General features: G+C 71.7%; 20 protein-coding genes. 15 read left to right on the plus strand and 5 right to left on the minus strand.

Annotated elements, in window-relative coordinates; translation table 11 throughout:
* Nucleotides 1–66: 66 nt before the first annotated feature.
* Entirely contained in the window at nucleotides 67–675 is a 609-nt protein-coding gene (locus O7543_RS22350) for an Hsp20/alpha crystallin family protein (RefSeq protein WP_281552049.1), read from the plus strand.
* A complete protein-coding gene (locus tag O7543_RS22355) occupies nucleotides 672–1,910 on the plus strand; it encodes a glycosyltransferase family 9 protein (protein WP_281552048.1) in 1,239 nt (412 codons plus the stop codon). Before O7543_RS22350 ends, O7543_RS22355 begins: the two co-directional genes overlap by 4 nt.
* On the opposite strand, the gene O7543_RS22360 is transcribed toward O7543_RS22355, so the two are convergent.
* From O7543_RS22360 to rfaE2, 3 genes are read right to left on the minus strand one after another with little or no spacing between them, the layout of a single operon-like run.
* The gene (locus tag O7543_RS22360) at nucleotides 1,839–2,243 is read right to left on the minus strand and encodes a DUF2267 domain-containing protein (RefSeq protein ID WP_281552047.1); all 405 of its coding nucleotides are present in this window, start codon (nucleotides 2,241–2,243) and stop codon (nucleotides 1,839–1,841) included. The genes O7543_RS22355 and O7543_RS22360 overlap by 72 nt on opposite strands.
* Nucleotides 2,240–3,169, minus strand: coding sequence for a glycosyltransferase family A protein (locus O7543_RS22365; protein WP_281552046.1), 930 nt, complete (start codon nucleotides 3,167–3,169; stop codon nucleotides 2,240–2,242). Before O7543_RS22365 ends, O7543_RS22360 begins: the two co-directional genes overlap by 4 nt.
* The gene (gene rfaE2, locus O7543_RS22370; RefSeq protein WP_281552045.1) at nucleotides 3,166–4,887 is read right to left on the minus strand and encodes a D-glycero-beta-D-manno-heptose 1-phosphate adenylyltransferase; all 1,722 of its coding nucleotides are present in this window, start codon (nucleotides 4,885–4,887) and stop codon (nucleotides 3,166–3,168) included. Before rfaE2 ends, O7543_RS22365 begins: the two co-directional genes overlap by 4 nt.
* Nucleotides 4,888–5,016: 129 nt before the next feature.
* Here rfaE2 and O7543_RS22375 point away from each other — a divergent pair, with 129 nt between their 5' ends.
* On the plus strand, nucleotides 5,017–5,538 hold the full coding sequence (locus tag O7543_RS22375) for a MarR family winged helix-turn-helix transcriptional regulator (RefSeq protein ID WP_281552044.1): 522 nt from the start codon (nucleotides 5,017–5,019) through the stop codon (nucleotides 5,536–5,538).
* Entirely contained in the window at nucleotides 5,535–7,118 is a 1,584-nt protein-coding gene (locus O7543_RS22380; RefSeq protein ID WP_281552043.1) for an MDR family MFS transporter, read from the plus strand. Before O7543_RS22375 ends, O7543_RS22380 begins: the two co-directional genes overlap by 4 nt.
* Nucleotides 7,119–7,135: 17 nt before the next feature.
* On the opposite strand, the gene O7543_RS22385 is transcribed toward O7543_RS22380, so the two are convergent.
* Nucleotides 7,136–7,630 (minus strand): NUDIX domain-containing protein, encoded by a 495-nt coding sequence (locus O7543_RS22385; RefSeq protein WP_281552042.1) that lies wholly within the window; start codon nucleotides 7,628–7,630, stop codon nucleotides 7,136–7,138.
* A 135-nt stretch (nucleotides 7,631–7,765) separates the two neighbouring features.
* On the opposite strand from O7543_RS22385, the gene O7543_RS22390 reads away from it, so the two are divergent.
* The 11 genes from O7543_RS22390 to O7543_RS22440 all read left to right on the plus strand — a co-directional run bounded on the left by O7543_RS22390 (nucleotide 7,766) and on the right by O7543_RS22440 (nucleotide 15,997).
* Nucleotides 7,766–8,119, plus strand: a complete 354-nt coding sequence (locus O7543_RS22390) for a winged helix-turn-helix domain-containing protein (protein ID WP_281552041.1) — start codon at nucleotides 7,766–7,768, stop codon at nucleotides 8,117–8,119.
* A complete protein-coding gene (locus O7543_RS22395) occupies nucleotides 8,119–8,406 on the plus strand; it encodes a hypothetical protein (RefSeq protein WP_278173392.1) in 288 nt (95 codons plus the stop codon). The genes O7543_RS22390 and O7543_RS22395 overlap by 1 nt, the downstream gene beginning before the upstream one ends.
* A gap of 32 nt (nucleotides 8,407–8,438) precedes the next feature.
* Entirely contained in the window at nucleotides 8,439–9,422 is a 984-nt protein-coding gene (locus O7543_RS22400; RefSeq protein WP_281555743.1) for an NAD(P)-dependent alcohol dehydrogenase, read from the plus strand.
* Between the two features lie 124 nt (nucleotides 9,423–9,546).
* Nucleotides 9,547–10,410: a glutaminyl-peptide cyclotransferase gene (locus tag O7543_RS22405; protein WP_281552040.1), complete on the plus strand. Its 864-nt coding sequence runs from the start codon at nucleotides 9,547–9,549 to the stop codon at nucleotides 10,408–10,410.
* A gap of 80 nt (nucleotides 10,411–10,490) precedes the next feature.
* The gene (locus O7543_RS22410; RefSeq protein ID WP_281552039.1) at nucleotides 10,491–11,498 is read left to right on the plus strand and encodes an ABC transporter substrate-binding protein; all 1,008 of its coding nucleotides are present in this window, start codon (nucleotides 10,491–10,493) and stop codon (nucleotides 11,496–11,498) included.
* Nucleotides 11,495–12,316 carry a class I SAM-dependent methyltransferase gene (locus tag O7543_RS22415; RefSeq protein WP_281552038.1) on the plus strand — a complete coding sequence of 274 codons (822 nt, stop codon included), beginning with the start codon at nucleotides 11,495–11,497 and terminating at the stop codon, nucleotides 12,314–12,316. Before O7543_RS22410 ends, O7543_RS22415 begins: the two co-directional genes overlap by 4 nt.
* On the plus strand, nucleotides 12,313–13,386 hold the full coding sequence (locus O7543_RS22420; protein ID WP_281552037.1) for an iron chelate uptake ABC transporter family permease subunit: 1,074 nt from the start codon (nucleotides 12,313–12,315) through the stop codon (nucleotides 13,384–13,386). Before O7543_RS22415 ends, O7543_RS22420 begins: the two co-directional genes overlap by 4 nt.
* Complete coding sequence (locus O7543_RS22425; RefSeq protein WP_281552036.1) at nucleotides 13,383–14,153, plus strand: ABC transporter ATP-binding protein; 771 nt, start codon at nucleotides 13,383–13,385, stop codon at nucleotides 14,151–14,153. The genes O7543_RS22420 and O7543_RS22425 overlap by 4 nt, the downstream gene beginning before the upstream one ends.
* A 109-nt stretch (nucleotides 14,154–14,262) precedes the next feature.
* A complete protein-coding gene (locus O7543_RS22430; RefSeq protein WP_281552035.1) occupies nucleotides 14,263–14,730 on the plus strand; it encodes a hypothetical protein in 468 nt (155 codons plus the stop codon).
* Nucleotides 14,731–14,843: 113 nt separating this feature from the next.
* Complete coding sequence (locus tag O7543_RS22435; RefSeq protein ID WP_281552034.1) at nucleotides 14,844–14,978, plus strand: hypothetical protein; 135 nt, start codon at nucleotides 14,844–14,846, stop codon at nucleotides 14,976–14,978.
* A gap of 128 nt (nucleotides 14,979–15,106) precedes the next feature.
* Nucleotides 15,107–15,997, plus strand: a complete 891-nt coding sequence (locus tag O7543_RS22440) for a hypothetical protein (RefSeq protein WP_281552033.1) — start codon at nucleotides 15,107–15,109, stop codon at nucleotides 15,995–15,997.
* Nucleotides 15,998–16,168: 171 nt separating this feature from the next.
* Here the strand turns inward: O7543_RS22440 and O7543_RS22445 are convergent, their stop codons facing one another.
* Nucleotides 16,169–16,654: a MarR family transcriptional regulator gene (locus O7543_RS22445; protein ID WP_281552032.1), complete on the minus strand. Its 486-nt coding sequence runs from the start codon at nucleotides 16,652–16,654 to the stop codon at nucleotides 16,169–16,171.
* Nucleotides 16,655–16,672 lie beyond the last annotated feature (18 nt).

The following is a 16,672-nucleotide window of genomic DNA, read 5'->3' on the forward strand; positions in this document are numbered from 1 at the left end:
GGATGCTGCCCCACTGACCGGGCGGGTCCACCCTCCCGCCCGGCCGAACCGCACGGGAGGTGTCCGATGAGCCAACCCCGCGACCAGATGCAGGAACGCGGCTGGGATCCGATCGGCAGTCTGCAGTCGCTCTGGTCGGAGCTGGGCCGGGTCTTCGGCGGCGACGCCGGCGTACCCGAGGTCGAGCTGCTGGACACCGACGACGGCTGGCGGGTGGTCGCCCGGCTGCCCGGCGTCGCGCCGGAGGAGGTGGCGGTGGAGATCGACGGCGCGGACCTGTGCCTGCGGGGCCGGTCCGAGCAGGAGGTCAACGTCGACAACGGGCTGGCGGACACCGGTTCGACCGAGCGCGGCTTCGAGTACCGGCTGCGCCTGCCCAGCGGGGTGGACGTACACCGGATGGACGCGGTGATGGACCACGGACTGCTCACCGTCACGATGCCCCGGGCCGAGCCGGGCGGCCGCCGGTCGATCACCGTGGGCCGGCCGCAGCACCAGCAGCCGACCGCCGGTTCGGTCGCCGCCCGGTCCGGCCGGGCCGAACAGGTCCGGATCACCACGGACGGCACCGGGACCGTCGCGGAGGAGATCGATCCGGCCGCCGACCGGGAGATGCACCATCCGTACGCGGGTGAGGCGGACCCGCAGCGGCAGCAGGCCAGCACCGCCCGATGACCGCCGACCCGGCCCGGCCGGCCACGCTGGCCCTGACCGTCGACGCTGCCGGCGACCGGCTGGTGCCGGACGTGCACCGGATCGCGGTGCTGCGCGCCAACGCGCTCGGTGACTTCATTTTCGCCGTCCCGGCGTTGACCGCGTTGCGGGCCGCGTACCCGCAGGCGGAGCTGGTGCTGCTCGGCGCGCCCTGGCATGCCCGCTGGCTGGATGCCCGGCCGGTGGCCGACCGGCCGGGCCCGGTGGACCGGGTGCTGGTGGTGCCGGCCGCGGACGGTATCCGGGCGGCGCAGCCCGACGACGAGCCGGTCACGATGACCCAGTTCCTGGACCGGGCCCGGCGTGAGTCGTTCGACCTTGCGGTGCAGTTGCACGGCGGCGGCCGCAACAGCAATCCGCTGGTCGCGGCGCTGGGCGCGCGGGTCACCGCCGGATTGCGGGCGGCCGACGCGCCGCCGCTGGACCACTGGATCCGGTACGTCTACTACCAGCCCGAGGTGTTCCGCTACCTGGAGGTGGCCGGGCTCGTCGGTGCCGAACCGGTGACGCTGCAGCCCACGGTGCCGGTGACCGGCGCCGACCGGGCCGAGGCGGACCGGGTGCTCGGCCCGGCCCGGCGGCCCAGGGTGGTGCTGCACCCGGGGGCCAGCGACCCGCGCCGACGGTGGCCGGCGGACCGGTTCGCAGCGGTCGCCGACGCGCTGACCGACCGTGGTTTCGAGGTGCTGGTGACCGGCACCGGGCCGGAGCGGGACGTGGTCGCCGAGGTCAGCGCGGCGACGGCCCGGCCGGTGCGGACCGTCGTGGACGAGTTGAGCCTGGGCGGCCTGGCCGGGCTGCTGGCCGGCTGCGCGGTCCTGGTCGCCAACGACACCGGCCCGCTGCACCTGGCGGCCGCGGTAGGCGCGCCGACGGTCGGCATCTACTGGATCGGCAACCTGCTCAACGGTGCCCCGCCGGTACGCGGCCGGCACCGCCCGCTGGCCGCGTTCACCATCCACTGCCCGGTGTGCGGGATGGACGTCAGTACGGTCGGCTTCCCGGCCCGGGGCGACGGGCGCGACTGTGGCCATCAGGAGTCGTTCGTGACCGACGTGCCGGTCGCCGAGGTGGTCGACGCGGTGCTGGAGCTGGCTCCTGCGGCGTCCGGCGGCTGGGGGGAGTCAGCCGGCGCCGGCGGCGTGCACCTGGACCGGCGGGGGGAACAACTTCCGGACGTCGTCGGGCAACGGTAGCTGCACCCGGTACAGCACCCCGGCCGGGCAGTAGCCGGCGACGCGGTCCAACGCGGACCGCACACCGTCGCGAACCGTCCGGTCGTCGGCGTCGTACCGGGCGGTCCGGCGGCGGACCCGCCGGACCAGCTCGGCGGCGTCGAACCGCTCCGGCCGGTGCTCCGGGTCCGGGCGGTGGTCCGGGTCCGGACGGGCCGCCATCGCCAGCAGCGGCGGCAGCGCGTCGACCAGCAGCGCCGCCTCGCCGTCGGGCAGCAGTTCGACGAGGGTACGCAGCACCGCCACGTCCAGCTGCCAGATCGTGGTGGTCGGGCGGGCCAGCCGTACCGTCACGGTCCGACCTCCTGCCGCTGATGCCGTGACCCGCTGTCGGCCGCCGCCGGGGCGTACCCGGTCGTGTCCTCCTCGTCGAGCAGCAGCTGCCAGCATTCGACCCGCCGGTCGGTGACCGTGGTCGGTGACTCCAGGTGGAACGCGCCGCTGGGCACGATGCCGGCACCGCCGTAGCGGCTGAGCACCGCCAGCTGGGCGGCGACGTCCTCGCCCTGGTGCTCGACCGGCATCCGGGGCCAGAAGTCGAAACCGCCGGCGGCGACCAGCTTGGCCCGGTCGAACAGCACGCACCCGCCGATCCAGGACACCCGGTACGCCCGCCACTGGCCCTCGCCCAGCTGGAGCCGTTCGGTGACGTGCAGCAGGTTGGCGGCCGAGTGCAGCCGGGCGCGCGACCACTGCGGCGTACCGGGGCGAATCCGTTCCGGCTCCGGCCGGCCGTCCCATTCGACGTACCCGTCGTGGTCCTGCGGCCGTACGTCATCCAGGTAGGACAATCCGTGTACGGCGTTGCCGACGAAGCCACAACGCAGTTCGGTGATCGCGGTGACCAGTCGGTCGATCGTGCCGGGGGCGAGCCAGACGTCGTCGTCGAGCATGAGCACCAGTCGGGCGGTGGAGAGACTGAGCAGGTACGCCCGGTGCTCGGCCAGCCCGCGCCGGGGCAGCCGCCGGGTGAGCAGCACCGGGTGACCGGTGTGCCGCAGCGCCCGCACCATGGTGGCGGCGGCCGGGTCGGCCCACGCCGGCCCGCCGTCGGACTGGTCGCTGACCACCACCCCGAACCCGTCGGGGGCATCTTGCGCGGCGAGCCCGGCGAGGGTGGCGGCCAGCTCGGCGGCTCGGTTGCGGGTCGGGACGAGTACGTCGAGCAGCCGGTTGCGGCGGAACTCGACCGGGTCCCCGGGCGGCAGCGGTCTGCTCATCGGGCTCCTTCCGGGTGTGCTTGGGGTTCCGGGTGCGCTTCGGGTGGGCCGGCCGGCCCGCTGGTCGGGTTGATCGGGGCGGCCGCCGACCGGATCCGTTCGATGACCGCCGTGGTGGACCGGTCCGCGACGTAGCCGAGGATGTGCACCGCCCCGCCGAGCTGGCGGACCAGCGGCGCTTCGGGCACCATGTCCGGCGGGTAGTCGCCGCCCTTGACGTAGACGTCCGGCCGGATCCGCTCGATCAGCCCGGCCGGGGAGTCCTCCTCGAAGACCACCACGTGGTCGACGCTGGTCAGCGCGGCGAGCACGGCGACCCGGTCCTCGGCCGGATTGACCGGCCGGTCCGGCCCTTTCAGCCGCCGCACGCTGTGGTCCGAGTTGACGGCGACGATCAGCAGGTCACCGAGGGCGGCGGCCTCCGCCAGGTAGCCGACGTGCCCGCGGTGCAGCACGTCGAAGCAGCCGTTGGTGAAGACGATCCGGGCTCCGGCGGCACGCTGTACGCGTACCTGCTCGACGAGGTCGGCGGGGTCGGTCCCGGCGGCCGGGGTCGCAGCCGGGGTGGTGACCCGCCGGCCGCCGCTTTCGGCCGCGGCCGGGAACGCCTCGGTCAACGCGTCGGTCAGCGTGTCTCGGTGGCAGACGCAGGTGCCGCAGTCTCCTACGGTCAGCGCGGCGGCGAGCTGGGCCAGCTCGCCGGCGACCGGCAGGGTGGCACCGGCGACCACCGACAGGGTGAGAGCGGCCAGGTAGGTGTCGCCGGCGCCGACCGCCCGGCTGGCCGCGACCGGTTCGGTACGGCAGTGGTGCGTGGCGCCGCTGCGGTCGCCGACGACTGAGCCGTCGGTGTCCAGGGTCACCGCCACCAGGTCCGCCCCGGTTGCGGCGTGCAGCCGGGGCAGCAGCCGCCGGGCGGCGGCGACGCGGTCGCGGTCCGGCGTGGGTTCGCCGACGACCGGTGCGGCCTCGGCGATGCTGGGCGTGATCAGGGTCGGTCGCAGCCCGGACCACCGGGTGAGGTCGTGGGCGTCGAGGGCCACGGTGCCGTACCGGTCCCGGTGCCGGATCAGCCATCGGCGGATCCGGTCGGGCAGCGCGCCGAGCCCGTAGTCGCAGATGACCAGGTCGGGCCGGACCACGTCGGGATTCGCCCCGGTGCCGTCGACATCCGGCTCGGCGGGGCCGAGCCGGATCTCCTCGGTGCTGGCGACGAGCGCGGCGAGCAGCCGTTCGACCTGTTCGGCCGGGAGCGGGCCGGCCGGCCCGCCGTCGTCCTCGCGGAGCAGGATCTGGTCGGCGGCGAGCAGCCGACGTTTCACCGGGGTACGGGTGCCCGGCTGGGCGACCATCCGGTCCTGCCCGCCGGCCCGGTGCAGGCAGCGGGCCACCTGGTCGCCGACCGGGTCGACGCCGATCGGGGCGACCAGCAGCGGGCGGGCGCCGAGCGCGGCGAGGTTGACCGCGGTGTTCGCGGCACCGCCGGCGGCGATCTGGCGCCGGTCCAGGGCGAGCACCGGGGCGGGTGCCTCCCGGCAGAGCCGGGTGGAGGTGGCGAACCGCCATTCGTCGAGCATCGCGTCACCGACGACCAGGACGGGGTGGCCGGACCACTGCGCGACGAGGTCGCCGAGGCCGGTGGGATCGGCGCCGCCGGGCGGTCCGGCAGGGCCGGCCGGCCCGGTGCGGTGCCGCTGGTCGTTGGACGAGGGCCGCATGGGGCAGCGGGTGCCCGGGACGGGCGCGGTCAAACGTGCGGGTCGGTACATGTCGGGGATCACAGATATATCGGTTGGCTTTCCGCTCCGGCATGGCAGAATGCTTGTAGCAAGCAACTATCGGATTGGGTGAGATCGGCGGTGCACACCGACCCGCCGACCGGTCCCGACGCGGAGCTCATCGCCCTCGGCAAGCAGTTCGGCGTCTTCCACCGGTCGGTGCACATGTTCTACCAACGGCTGCGGTTCGACCCGCCGCTGGAGCGGGCGGCGTACACCCTGCTGGTGCGGATCGCCGGCGACCGACCGGCCCGGCTCAGCGTGCTCGCCGACGGCCTCGGCCTGGACCTGTCCACGGTGAGCCGCCAGGTCGCCGCGCTGGAGGCGGCCGGGCTGGCCACCCGTACGCCGGATCCCACCGACCGGCGGGCCAGCGTGATCGCGGCGACCGAGCTCGGCGTGCAGGTCTACACCCGCAACCGGGCGATCTGGGTGGGCGCGATGCGGGACCTGCTGGCCGACTGGTCCCCGGACGAGATGAGCGAGTTCGGGCGGTTGCTGACCCGGCTCAACGAGACGATCACCGCCCGCTACGGGGGGACGGATCCGGCGGATCGCTGTCCGCGGGGGGAAGGGGAAACACCACAATGACGACCACAGAGGAGCGGGTCGCGCCAGCGCTCAGTCGCCGGCAGATCCTGCTGCTGCTGGCCAGCCTGATGACCGGGATGCTGCTGGCCGCGCTCGACCAGACCATCGTCGGGGTGGCGCTGCCCACCATCGTCGGCGAGCTGGGCGGGATCAACCACTACTCGTGGGTGGTCACCGCGTACCTGCTGGCGTCCACCGCGTCGACGCCGCTGTACGGCAAGACCGCCGACCTGATCGGCCGCCGACCGGTGTTCCTGTTCGCGATCGGGATGTTCCTGCTGGGCTCGTTGCTGGCCGGCATGTCGCAGAACATGACCCAGCTGATCGTCACCCGGGGCCTGCAGGGGCTCGGCGCCGGCGGTCTGATGACCCTTGCGTTCACCATTATCTCGGACGTTGTGTCGCCCCGCGACCGCGGGCGCTACCAGGGCCTGTTCGGCGCCGTCTTCGGCCTGGCGTCGGTGGCCGGGCCGCTGGCCGGCGGCTACTTCGCGGAGACGAACTGGCGCTGGATCTTCTACATCAACGTGCCGCTGGCGATCATCGCGATGGTCATCTGCTGGTACGTGATGCGGCTGATCCCGTTCCGGCGGCGGGACCACGCGATCGACTGGCTCGGCGCGACCCTGCTGGTGGCCGGGGTCAGCGCCATCCTGCTGGCGCTGAGCTGGGGTGGCGGCGAGTACGCCTGGGGCTCCCCGGTGATCATCGGACTGTTCGCCGTCGGCGCGGTCCTCGCCGCGATCTTCCTCGTCCAGGAGTCCCGGGTCGCCGAGCCGATCCTGCCGCTGAGGCTGTTCCGGGAACCGACCTTCGCGCTGGCCAACGCCGCCGGCTTCGTGCTCGGTCTGGCCATGTTCGGGTCGATCATCTTCATCCCGCTCTACCTGCAGATCGTCAAGGGCGCCTCACCGACGGCCAGTGGTCTGCTGATGCTGCCGATGATGGCCGGCATCATCGTCACCTCGGTGGCCGCCGGACGGGCGATGACCCGGTACGGCCGGTACAAGTGGTTCCCGGTGGCCGGCTCGGGGGCGCTGGTCGCCGGTGGTCTGCTCTTCACTCAGCTGGAGGTGACCAGCCCGCTCTGGCAGGCGTTCCTGGTGATGGTGGCGGTCGGTGTCGGGCTCGGGCTGTCCATGCAGTCGCTGGTGCTCGCCGTGCAGAACGCGATCCCGCTGCGCGACCTGGGTGCCGGCACCTCCACGGTGACCTTCTTCCGGACGCTCGGCGGCTCGTTCGGGGTCGCGATCCTCGGCGCGGTGCTCAACGCACGGCTGACCGGTGAGCTGGCCGACCGGATGCCCGCCGCGATCGCCCAGCTGCCGCCGGAGCAGGCCGCCGACATCGCCGCCGCCGGCGGCGCGGAGATCTCGATCGACCAGCCGGCGGTGATCCTGGCGCTGCCCGACCCGGTCCGGGACGCCATCCAGTACGCCTTCGTGGAGTCGCTGCACACGGTGTTCCTGGTGACCGGCATGGTCGCGGTTGTCGCCGTGCTGATCACGTTGGTGCTGCCGGACCGGGAGCTGCGCGGCGAGGTCGAGTCGCAGACCACCTCCGCCGACCTCGCCGGATAGCCCGTAGGCGTCCGGGTCTACTTCAACACCAGCTGGCCGGAGTGCTCGAAGGCGGCCAGATCGGTGAGGGTCTCGCCGACGGTGCCGGCCAACGGGGCCGGCATCTCGGCGTGCGCGAAGAACCCGGCGTCGGTGGTCTCGTCGGTGACGGTCAGCAGCTCGCCGGCGAAGCCGTCGACCCGGAAGCAGACCACGAAGAGCTGGTACGTGTCGTCGAACATGTTGGTGAAGGTGTAGTCGGCGCCGGTGTGCATGGCGAACGGGGTGACCCGGGCGGCCCGCAGCCCGGTCTCCTCGTAGACCTCCCGGGCGGCGCAGCCGGCGATCGACTCGCCGAGCTCCATCGCGCCGGCCGGTAGCGCCCACAGCCCGTTGTCCGACCGCCGGATCAGCAGGACCCGGTCGTCGGGGTCGCGGACCACACAGCGGGCACCGACGAACATCAGGGTACGGTCGCCGGCCAGCGCCCGTAGCTGTCCGAGGTACGAATCCGCCCAGGAGATGCTGGCCATGGGTCAACCTTAGGTCAGCCGGGCACCGACGTTCGCGTGGCCGGACGACTGCGACTGCTCAGCGTCCGTTGGCGGGGTGGTCCTGTCCTGTTACGCTTTCACCTGTCAGATAGACATGACACATGAAGGAGAGCGATGACATCGGCCACGCCCTCCGGTGACGATCTGGTCGAGAAGCTGGCGGCGCTGGCCAACCCGCTGCGGCTGCGGATCCTCGGCCGGCTCGCCGCCGGTCGGGACTACGTCAGTCACCTCTCCCGCGAGATCGGCATCAGTCGTCCGCTGTTGCACATGCACCTGCAGCGGCTGGAAGCCGCCGGCCTGATCGTCGGGAGTCTCGAGCTGTCCGAGGACGGAAAAGCCATGAAGTACTACGAGGTTGCCGATTTCACCCTGCACCTGACCCCGTCGACGCTCGCCGCGGCGGCGACCACCCTCACCGGACCGGACCCGTCGGCAGCGGGCCCCGCGCGTAAGGAGAAGTCCTGATGTACGTCTTCGCCGCAGAGGGCGGCAACACCTGGCCAGATGTCGTGTTCATCCTCGGCGTACTGACCCTCGGCGTGTTCCTGATCGTGGTGGTCGTCGCCTCTCTGCACGAGTTCCGCAAGACGAAGCTGCTCGCCAGCCAGGAGGAGGCGATGCGTCAGCTTGTCCGCCGCTACGAGCAACTCGCTGAGAACTCGGTCGACACGCAGCAGCGGGTCGCGGCCGACCTGGCCGAGCTGCGGACCCGGACCAGCGCCATCGAGCAGATTCTGCGGACCGTCGAATGAGCGCCGGTCGGACCACCCCGGTCACCGACACCATGCGGGCGATCGTCCAGGACCGCTACGGGTCCGCCGAGGTGCTGACCGTGCGGCAGCTGCCGTGTCCGTCCATCACGGACAAGGAGCTGTTGGTACGGGTACAGGCCGCCTCGATCAACTACGCCGACCTGGTGTTCGTCACCGGTGAGCCGTACCTCGCCCGGTTGGCCTTCGGCCTGTCCGCCCCGCGGGCGAAGGTGCGCGGGCGCGACGTCGCCGGCGAGGTCGTCGCGGTCGGCGCGGCGGTCTGCGACTTCCGCCCCAGCGACCGGGTGTACGCCGAGATCGACAGCGGCAGCTTCGCCGAGTATGCCGCCGTCCCCGCCGACCGGGCCTGGCGTACCCCGGGGAACGTCACCCCGGTGCAGGCGGCGACGGTGCCGCTCGCCGGGGTCACGGCCTGGCAGGGGTTGCGGGACCACGGCCGGCTCCAGCCCGGTCAACGGGTGCTGGTCAACGGGGCCTCCGGCGGGGTCGGCACCTTCGCGGTGCAGCTCGCCAAGGCGCTCGGTGCCGAGGTCACCGGGGTCTGCCGGGACCGCAACGTCGACCTGGTGCGCTCACTCGGCGCGGACGACGTGATCGACTACACCCGCGAGGACTTCACCCGGTCGGGTCGGCAGTGGGATCTGATCTTCGACGTGGCAGGTCGGCACCGGCTGACCGACTGCCGCCGGGCGTTGACCCCGCGCGGGACGTTGGTCCTGTGTGGCGGTACGGGTAGCCGCTGGTTCGGCCCGGTGGGCCGGCTGCTGCGGTCGAAGGTCTGGGCGCCGTTCGTCAGCCAACGGGTGACCGGGTTCCTGGCCAGGCCGGGGCAGCAGCCGCTGCGGGAGCTGACCGAGCTGATCGAGGCCGGCCGGATGGTCCTCCCGGTGGAGCGGACGTTTCCGCTGGACCGCGCGGCCGAGGCGGTGCGGTACTTCGTCGAGGAGCATCCCCGATCGAAGATCGTGGTCGAGGTGACCCCGGCCGTATCGTGATCGACACACGCTGGTCGGCTCGGGCGTCCCGGCCCGTCCGCCGGGTGCGGGACACCCGGCCGCCGGTGCGCGACACTTGTCGACGACCCGACGGCGGACCGGAGCCGTGCGCGGGGGTGCAGCCGTGAGCGGAGCGGAGGTGGGCGGCGTGCTGGGTCGGCGACGGGCCGTGGTGGTGCTGCTGGCCGCCGTCACAGTGGCCGCCGCCGCGGCATACGCCGGGTCGCGGTCCGCCGGGCCGGCGACGGTACCGCTCGTCGACGGGCGGTCCGCGGCGGTCGTGCCCGTCGAACAGTTGCGGGTGGAGGTGCTGGCCCGCTACCCGCACGACACGGCGGCGTTCACCCAGGGGCTGGAGCTGGTCGGTTCGGACCTGTACGAGGGCACCGGCCAGTACGGCGAGTCCGAGTTGCGGGTCGTCGACCTGGCCAGCGGCACGGTGCGGCGTCGGGTGAGTCTGCCGGACACCGTCTTCGGCGAGGGCATCACCGTGCTGGAGTCGCGGATCTGGCAGATCACCTGGCGGGAGGGTGTCGCGTACGAGCGCGACCGGGAAACCCTCGACGTGCTGCGCGAGGTGACCTACGACGGCGAGGGCTGGGGCATCTGCCACGACGACGCGGCGGACCGGCTGGTGATGAGCGACGGCACCGACCGGCTCACCTATCGCGATCCGGCCACCTTCGACCAGATCGGGTCGGTCACGGTGACCCGCGCCGGTACGCCGGTACGCGACATCAACGAGCTGGAATGCGTCGACGGCCAGGTCTGGGCGAACGTCTGGCGGACCGACGAGATTGTCCGGATCGACCCGGCGAGCGGGCAGGTGGTCGCCGAGGTCGACGCCGGTGGGCTGCTGGCCGGTGCGGAGCGGGCCGGGGTGGACGTGCTCAACGGCATCGCGGCGGTGCCCGGCACCGACGAGTTCCTGATCACCGGCAAGTACTGGCCGGCGCTGTTCCGGGTCCGGTTCGTCCCAGGCTCCTGACTCACAACTCAGCGCCGTCGGCGCGCTCGGAGCCCGTACCCCCTGCTTGACCTGCGGCGGAGCCGTGTTAGCTTGCCGACATGAAAACCGTTACCGTTTCCGCTGGGCTGGCGGTGGTGCTGACGGTCGGCTTGTCCGGCTGTGCCACCGCCAGCCCCGATGTCGATGCCGAGGCCGCTGCGCCCCCGGAAGCCGGTGCCGTCGAGATCACCAACTGCGGCACCACGCTGACCGTGACCGAACCGCCGCGCCGTGCCCTCACCATGGAACAGAACGCCACCGAGATCATGCTCAGCCTCGGGCTGGCCGACCACATGATCGGCACCAGCTACCAGACCGACCCGGTGCTGCCCGAACTGGCCGCCGACTACGCCGACGTGCCGGTACTCGCCGACCTCTACCCCAACCGCGAGGCCGTCCTCGACGCCGCACCCGACTTCGTCTACTCCACCTTCACCTCCGCGTACGGCCCGGACGCCGCCGGCCCGCGCGCGGACCTCGCGGCCCTGGACGTCCCCGCCTACCTGTCCCGGTTCGCCTGCGAGGACCCGGCTACCGGCGAGACCGAGTTCCACTTCGACGGCATCTTCACCGAGATCACCGAGATCGCCACCATCTTCGGCGTCGCCGAGCGGGGCGAGCAGGTCGTCGCCGACCAGCGTGACCGGTTGGCCGCCGCGACCGCGACCGCCGACGCCCCGGCCGGCACCGACCTGCTCTGGTACTACTCCGGCACCGCCACCCCGTACGTCGCCGGAGCCGGCGGCGTGCCCGCCGCCATCAGCGCCGAACTCGGGGTGAGCAACGCCTACGGCGACGCCGAGCAGACCTGGCCGGCCGGCAACTGGGAGGAGATCGCCGCCCGCAACCCCGACGTGATCGTCCTCGCCGACCTGACCCGCGGCGGAGACGGCGACAGCGCCCAGTCGAAGATCGACTTCATGCGGAGCAACCCGACCACCGCCGCACTCGACGCCGTCAAGGCCGGCCGGTTCATCACCGTCCCCGGTTCGTCGATGGACCCGTCCGTACGCAGCGTCACCGCCGTCGAAGCGGTCGCCGCCGCCCTCAAGGAGCTGAACCAGTGACCGACCTGACCACCGAACCCGCACCCGACCTGACACCTGACCCGACCACCGCGCCGCCGCTCGACCCCGCCGAGGCGCGGCGGCTGCTCGACCTGTGGGACACCCAGCAGTCCGCGTACGTCGCCTACCGGGAAAACCGCTTCCAGGTGCTGCTCGACCTGCTCAGCCTGCACCTCGGTGACCGGCCGATCACCGTGCTCGACCTGGCCTGCGGGCCCGGAGCGATCTCCGACCGGGTGCTCGCCGCGCTGCCCCGGGCCCGGTGCGTCGCCGTCGACTACGACCCGGTTCTGCTGCGTATCGCCGCCGGGGCACTCGCCGGTCACGGCGACCGGATCGACGTACGCGACGTCGACCTGGTCGCCGACGACTGGGCCGACCGGCTCGGCGTCGACCAGGTCGACGCGGTGCTCAGCTCCACCGCCCTGCACTGGCTCACCCCGACACAACTGCTCGCCGTCTACACCGCCGCCGCCGGGCTGCTGCGTCCCGGCGGCATCCTGCTCAACGCCGACCACCTGCACTTCGGGCCGGAGCATCCGACGTTGGCGGCGGTCGCACAGCGGCACGACGAACGCACCCAGCAGGCCGGCTTCGCCGCCGGGGCGCTGCGCTACCAGGACTGGCACACCGAAGCGGCCCGGGTACCGGCCCTCGCCGCGCTGGTCGCCGAGCGGCAACGGCGGTTCGCCGACCGCCCGAAGCCGCCCGACGCGCCACTGGAGTTTCACCTCGCCGCGCTGCGTACTGCCGGGTTCACCGAGGTCGGCACGGTCTGGCAGTACCTCGACGACCACGTGGTGTTCGGCCGCCGATGACCCTCACCCCGTCGCGGACGCCGCCGACCACCCGGACCCGGGTACGGGCGGCACGGGGCACCCGTACCCGGGCACCGGTGTTGATCTTCGCCGTCGCCGCGCTGGCGCTCAGCGTCGCCGGGGCGACCACCATCGGCACCGCCGATCTGACCGTCACCGACGTGTTCCGCACCCACGGCGTACACCTCGGGCTGCCGCTGGAGCCGCTACCCGCACTGGCCGACAGCATCGTGTGGAACCTGCGTACGCCCCGGGTGCTGCTCGCCGGGCTGGTCGGCGGCGGCCTGGCGGTCTGCGGCGCGGTGCTGCAGGCGTTGACCCGCAACCCGCTCGCCGACCCGTACCTGCTGGGCATCTCCGCCGGTGCCTCGACCGGCGCGGTGTCGGTGCTGGTCCTCGGGCTCGGCGTCGGCGCCGGTGCGCTCACCGGCGGCGCGTTCGCCGGTGCGGTCGCCGCGTTCCTCGCCACCCTGGCTCTGGCCGGTCGACGGTGGACCGAACCGTCCCGGATCCTGCTCGCCGGGGTCGCCGTCGGCCAGCTGTTCGCCGCCGTCACCAGCCTGATCGTGGTCTCCGCCGCGTCACCGCAGCAGACCCGGGGGGTCACCTTCTGGCTGCTCGGTTCGCTGACCATGGCCGGCTGGTCGACGGTGGCGTTGGCCGCAGCCGTGGCCGCCGGGGCGCTGCTGATCTGCTGGGCGGCCACCCCGGCGCTGGACGCGTTCGCGTTCGGCACCGACGTCGCCCAGTCGCTGGGATTCTCCCCGGTCATCGTGCGGGCGCTGCTGTTCGGCACCACCGCGTTGCTGGCCGCGGTGCTGGTCGCGGCGAGCGGCGCGATCGGCTTCGTCGGGCTGACCGTGCCACACGCCGCCCGGTACCTGGTCGGTTCCCGGCACCGGATCCTGCTGCCCACCTGCGCCGTCATCGGTGCCACCTTCCTGATCTGGGCGGACACCGCCGCCCGGACCGTGTTCACGCCGCAGGAGGTGCCGGTCGGGGTGGTCACCGCGCTGCTCGGGGTGCCCGCGTTCGCGCTGCTCATCCGCCGCCGGCAGGTGCCGGCATGAGACTGCGGGCTGAGAGGATCACCTGGGCGGTACGCGGAAAGCCGCTGCTCGCCGACGTCACCCTCGACGCGCCCGACGGCAACCTGGTCGGGCTGCTCGGCCCGAACGGCTCCGGCAAGTCCAGCCTGCTGCGGGTGCTCGCCGGCCTGCAGCGACCCGACTCCGGCCGGGTGCTGCTCGACGGGGTCGACACCCGGTCCATGCCGCGCCGGGTGCTGGCCCGGCGGCTCGCCGTGGTCACCCAGCATCACGCCTCCGACGCGGACATGTCGGTGCTGGACGTGCTGCTGCTGGCCCGGATCCCGCATCGGCCGCTGCTGGCGGCCAGCTCGGCCGCTGACCTCGCCGCCGCCGAGCAGGCACTGGTCGACGCCGGGTTGGCCGGCTTCGCCGACCGGCGCTGGTCGACGCTGTCCGGCGGGGAGCGGCAGCGGGTCGACATCGCCCGTGCCCTGCTGCAGCAACCGCAGGTGCTGCTGCTCGACGAGCCGACCAACCACCTGGACGTCCGCTACCAGCTGGACCTGCTGGAACGGTTGGCGGCCGGCCCGCCGACGGTGATAGCAGCCCTGCACGACATCAATCTGGCGGCGCGGTTCTGCGATCGGATCGTGCTGCTGAACGGCGGCAGGGTGGTGGCCGCCGGCTCCCCGGCACAGGTGCTCACACCGGCCCGGATCGCCGAGGTCTACGAGGTCCACGCGCAGGTCGACGACGACCCGGACGGCCGTCCGTACGTCCACTTGCGAAGCGTGGTGTGGGGGTGACGCGCATGCCCGACCGATCAAACCGATTCCGCTACCATGCCGCCGATCCGGCTCACGTCTCTGCGGCGTTGGGCCCGGTGCAGACGCCGATCCGAAGGAGCCAACCGAGATGCCTACCCGTCCGCTGATCGTCCGGACCGATGACGTCGAGTTCGAGCCGTGCGTGGTGCGGACTGACTTCTCCGACGAGGCGGCCTGGCAGCAGGTTCTGCGTCGGCTGAACAACGACCCGGTACGTTCCACCGACCTCCCTGCGGCGGCGGTCGTCGACGACCCGGCCTTCGACGGCGCCACTGTCGAGGAGGTCCTGGCTGCGTTCGCGGCGGACGACAGCCCGGCGGTGTTCTTCGTCGCCGATGCTGTGACCATGCGCGGCGAGCAGCCGCTGCTCGCCGTCAAGGTCCCGGACGACGAGGACGACGACGGGTTCGTGGAGCCGACCCGCGACCAGCCGTTTCGGCTGCTCCCTGAGACGGTGCTGAGCGTGCACGGCAACCTGACAGTGGCCAACATGGACTTCGAAGACTACGGTCCAAGCGACGACGATCCGACTACATACGTCTATCGTGGACTGTAGCTGCTGGTCGCTGCGTCGCGCCGCTACCCCATCGACTTTCATTGACAGTCAGGAATCGACCCCGTAGCGTCACAGACCACTCAGCTTGAGGGTCTCGCACGGGGGAGGACCGCATGGCCGTGGGTCGATGGCGCGCGTCGAAAGGCGTACGGCGGCGAGCGGTGGCGGTGGCGGTGGCGGTGGCGACCGCAACGGCACCGCTGACCGCCGCGGCCGTGACCACCGCCGAGTATCCAGGGTTGCGATGAGTCTCATCGGCGCAGTGAGGACCTCCTTCGCCTTTCGCTGTCGTGTGGACATCAGTTTGTAGAACGAAAGGAGCACAGTGTCCAGAATCTGTACGCGGGGGACGTTGATCTTGGCCACGATCACGGCTATGATCGGCGTACTTGTTGTCGCCGCGCCAGCCAACGCCGAGCCGGTCGCCGAAAGCTCGCTGTCCTGGTCTATCGAGCACTGGGACGGTGTAAGCGACCCCACCACCGGGTTCATCACTGAACCCGATGCCCACTTCCAGGTGCTGAGGGACGGCAGTATCCACCGGATTAATGTGACCGCCGGCAATACGTACTGGTCGATTTCGCTTGCCGCGCCGGTCGGGCAGGAACTGCACCCCGGCATTTACCCCAACGCCGAGCGGGCTGGATTCCAGAGCGGACGATCGCCCGGTCTCGACGTCAGCCGTAATGGGAGCGGCTGCAACGAGGTGTACGGCAAGTTCACCATCCACCAAATCGCCTATGACGCCGCCGGGGTGATCACCACGCTGGAGGCGTCGTTCCTGCGACGCTGTTCGCCCGGGGATCCCGCCTGGCGCGGTGACCTGAAGTACCTGGCCACGCCGCTGTCGTTCCAGTGGAAGCTCAGCGACGATCAGCCGGAAACCCCAGAGTCGCACCGCTATCGGGGGGCGACCAGCACCTTCTGGGCGTCGAGCTTCTGGACCAACTCGATCCGCTTCGGCGCTTCCGGTGACCGTATGCAGGATGTTGTCGAACTCTCGCCGCCAGCGGGCGAACGGTTCGAGGTCGGCCGCACCTACCGTCAGGCCCAACCAGTCGGGCAGCAGGATCCAGGACGGCCCGGCTTGTCGGTGGACCGCTTCTATTGCCGGCCGACCACCGGCAACTTCACCATCAACGAACTTGTCTACGACACCGCCGGTCAACCGGTCGCACTGTCGGTGGAGTTTACCTTGAAGTGCACGGAGTTTCCGAGCCCGGAGGAGCCGAACGTACTGAAAGGCATTATCCACTTCCACGCCTGACCAGTCGCGTCCTCCTTTTTCTCGCCGAGCGGGCCCGGTTGATTAGGCTGGGTCCGCTCGGTGGAGGGGGTAGCTTAGGCTCACCCGAGGTGAACGGCCTCGTCCAACATCGGATAGCTGACTTAACTGCCTGAACCTGAGGTTACTAAGTCATCAATATGAGTCATTGAATTAGCGTAGGCAGGAGTCGTCGGGGTCGATGGTGGTGGTGATGCGTCGGCCGATGTCGCGTAGCTGCCGGCACTGGGCCTTCGTCATCGGGTCGAAGACGAGTCGGCGCACCTCGGCGACGTGCCCGGGGGCCGTGGCGACCAGCTTGTCCCAGCCGTCGTCGGTCAGCGTCGCAAGGGTGTAGCGGCCGTCGGTCGGGTCCGGCGTACGGCTGACCCAGCCGCGTTTCTCCAGCCGGGTGACCACCTGCGACAGCCGCGACAACGACCCGTCGGCGATCATGGCGAGCCGGCTCATCCGCATGGTGCGCTCGGGCGTCTCGGACAGTGCGGCCATCACCTGGTACTCGAAGTGGCTGATCCCGGCGTCGCGCTGCAGCTGCCGGTCGAGGGCGCCCGGCAGCCTGGCCAGTACGCCGACGAGGGCGAACCAGGTCTCCAGTTCCTCCTTGTCGAGCCAGTGCGGCTGCTCGGTCGGGGTGGCCATGTCGTCGAGTCTAGCTTC

Origin of the sequence: Solwaraspora sp. WMMA2080, assembly GCF_027497395.1 — a bacterium.
Taxonomy (GTDB): domain Bacteria; phylum Actinomycetota; class Actinomycetes; order Mycobacteriales; family Micromonosporaceae; genus Micromonospora_E.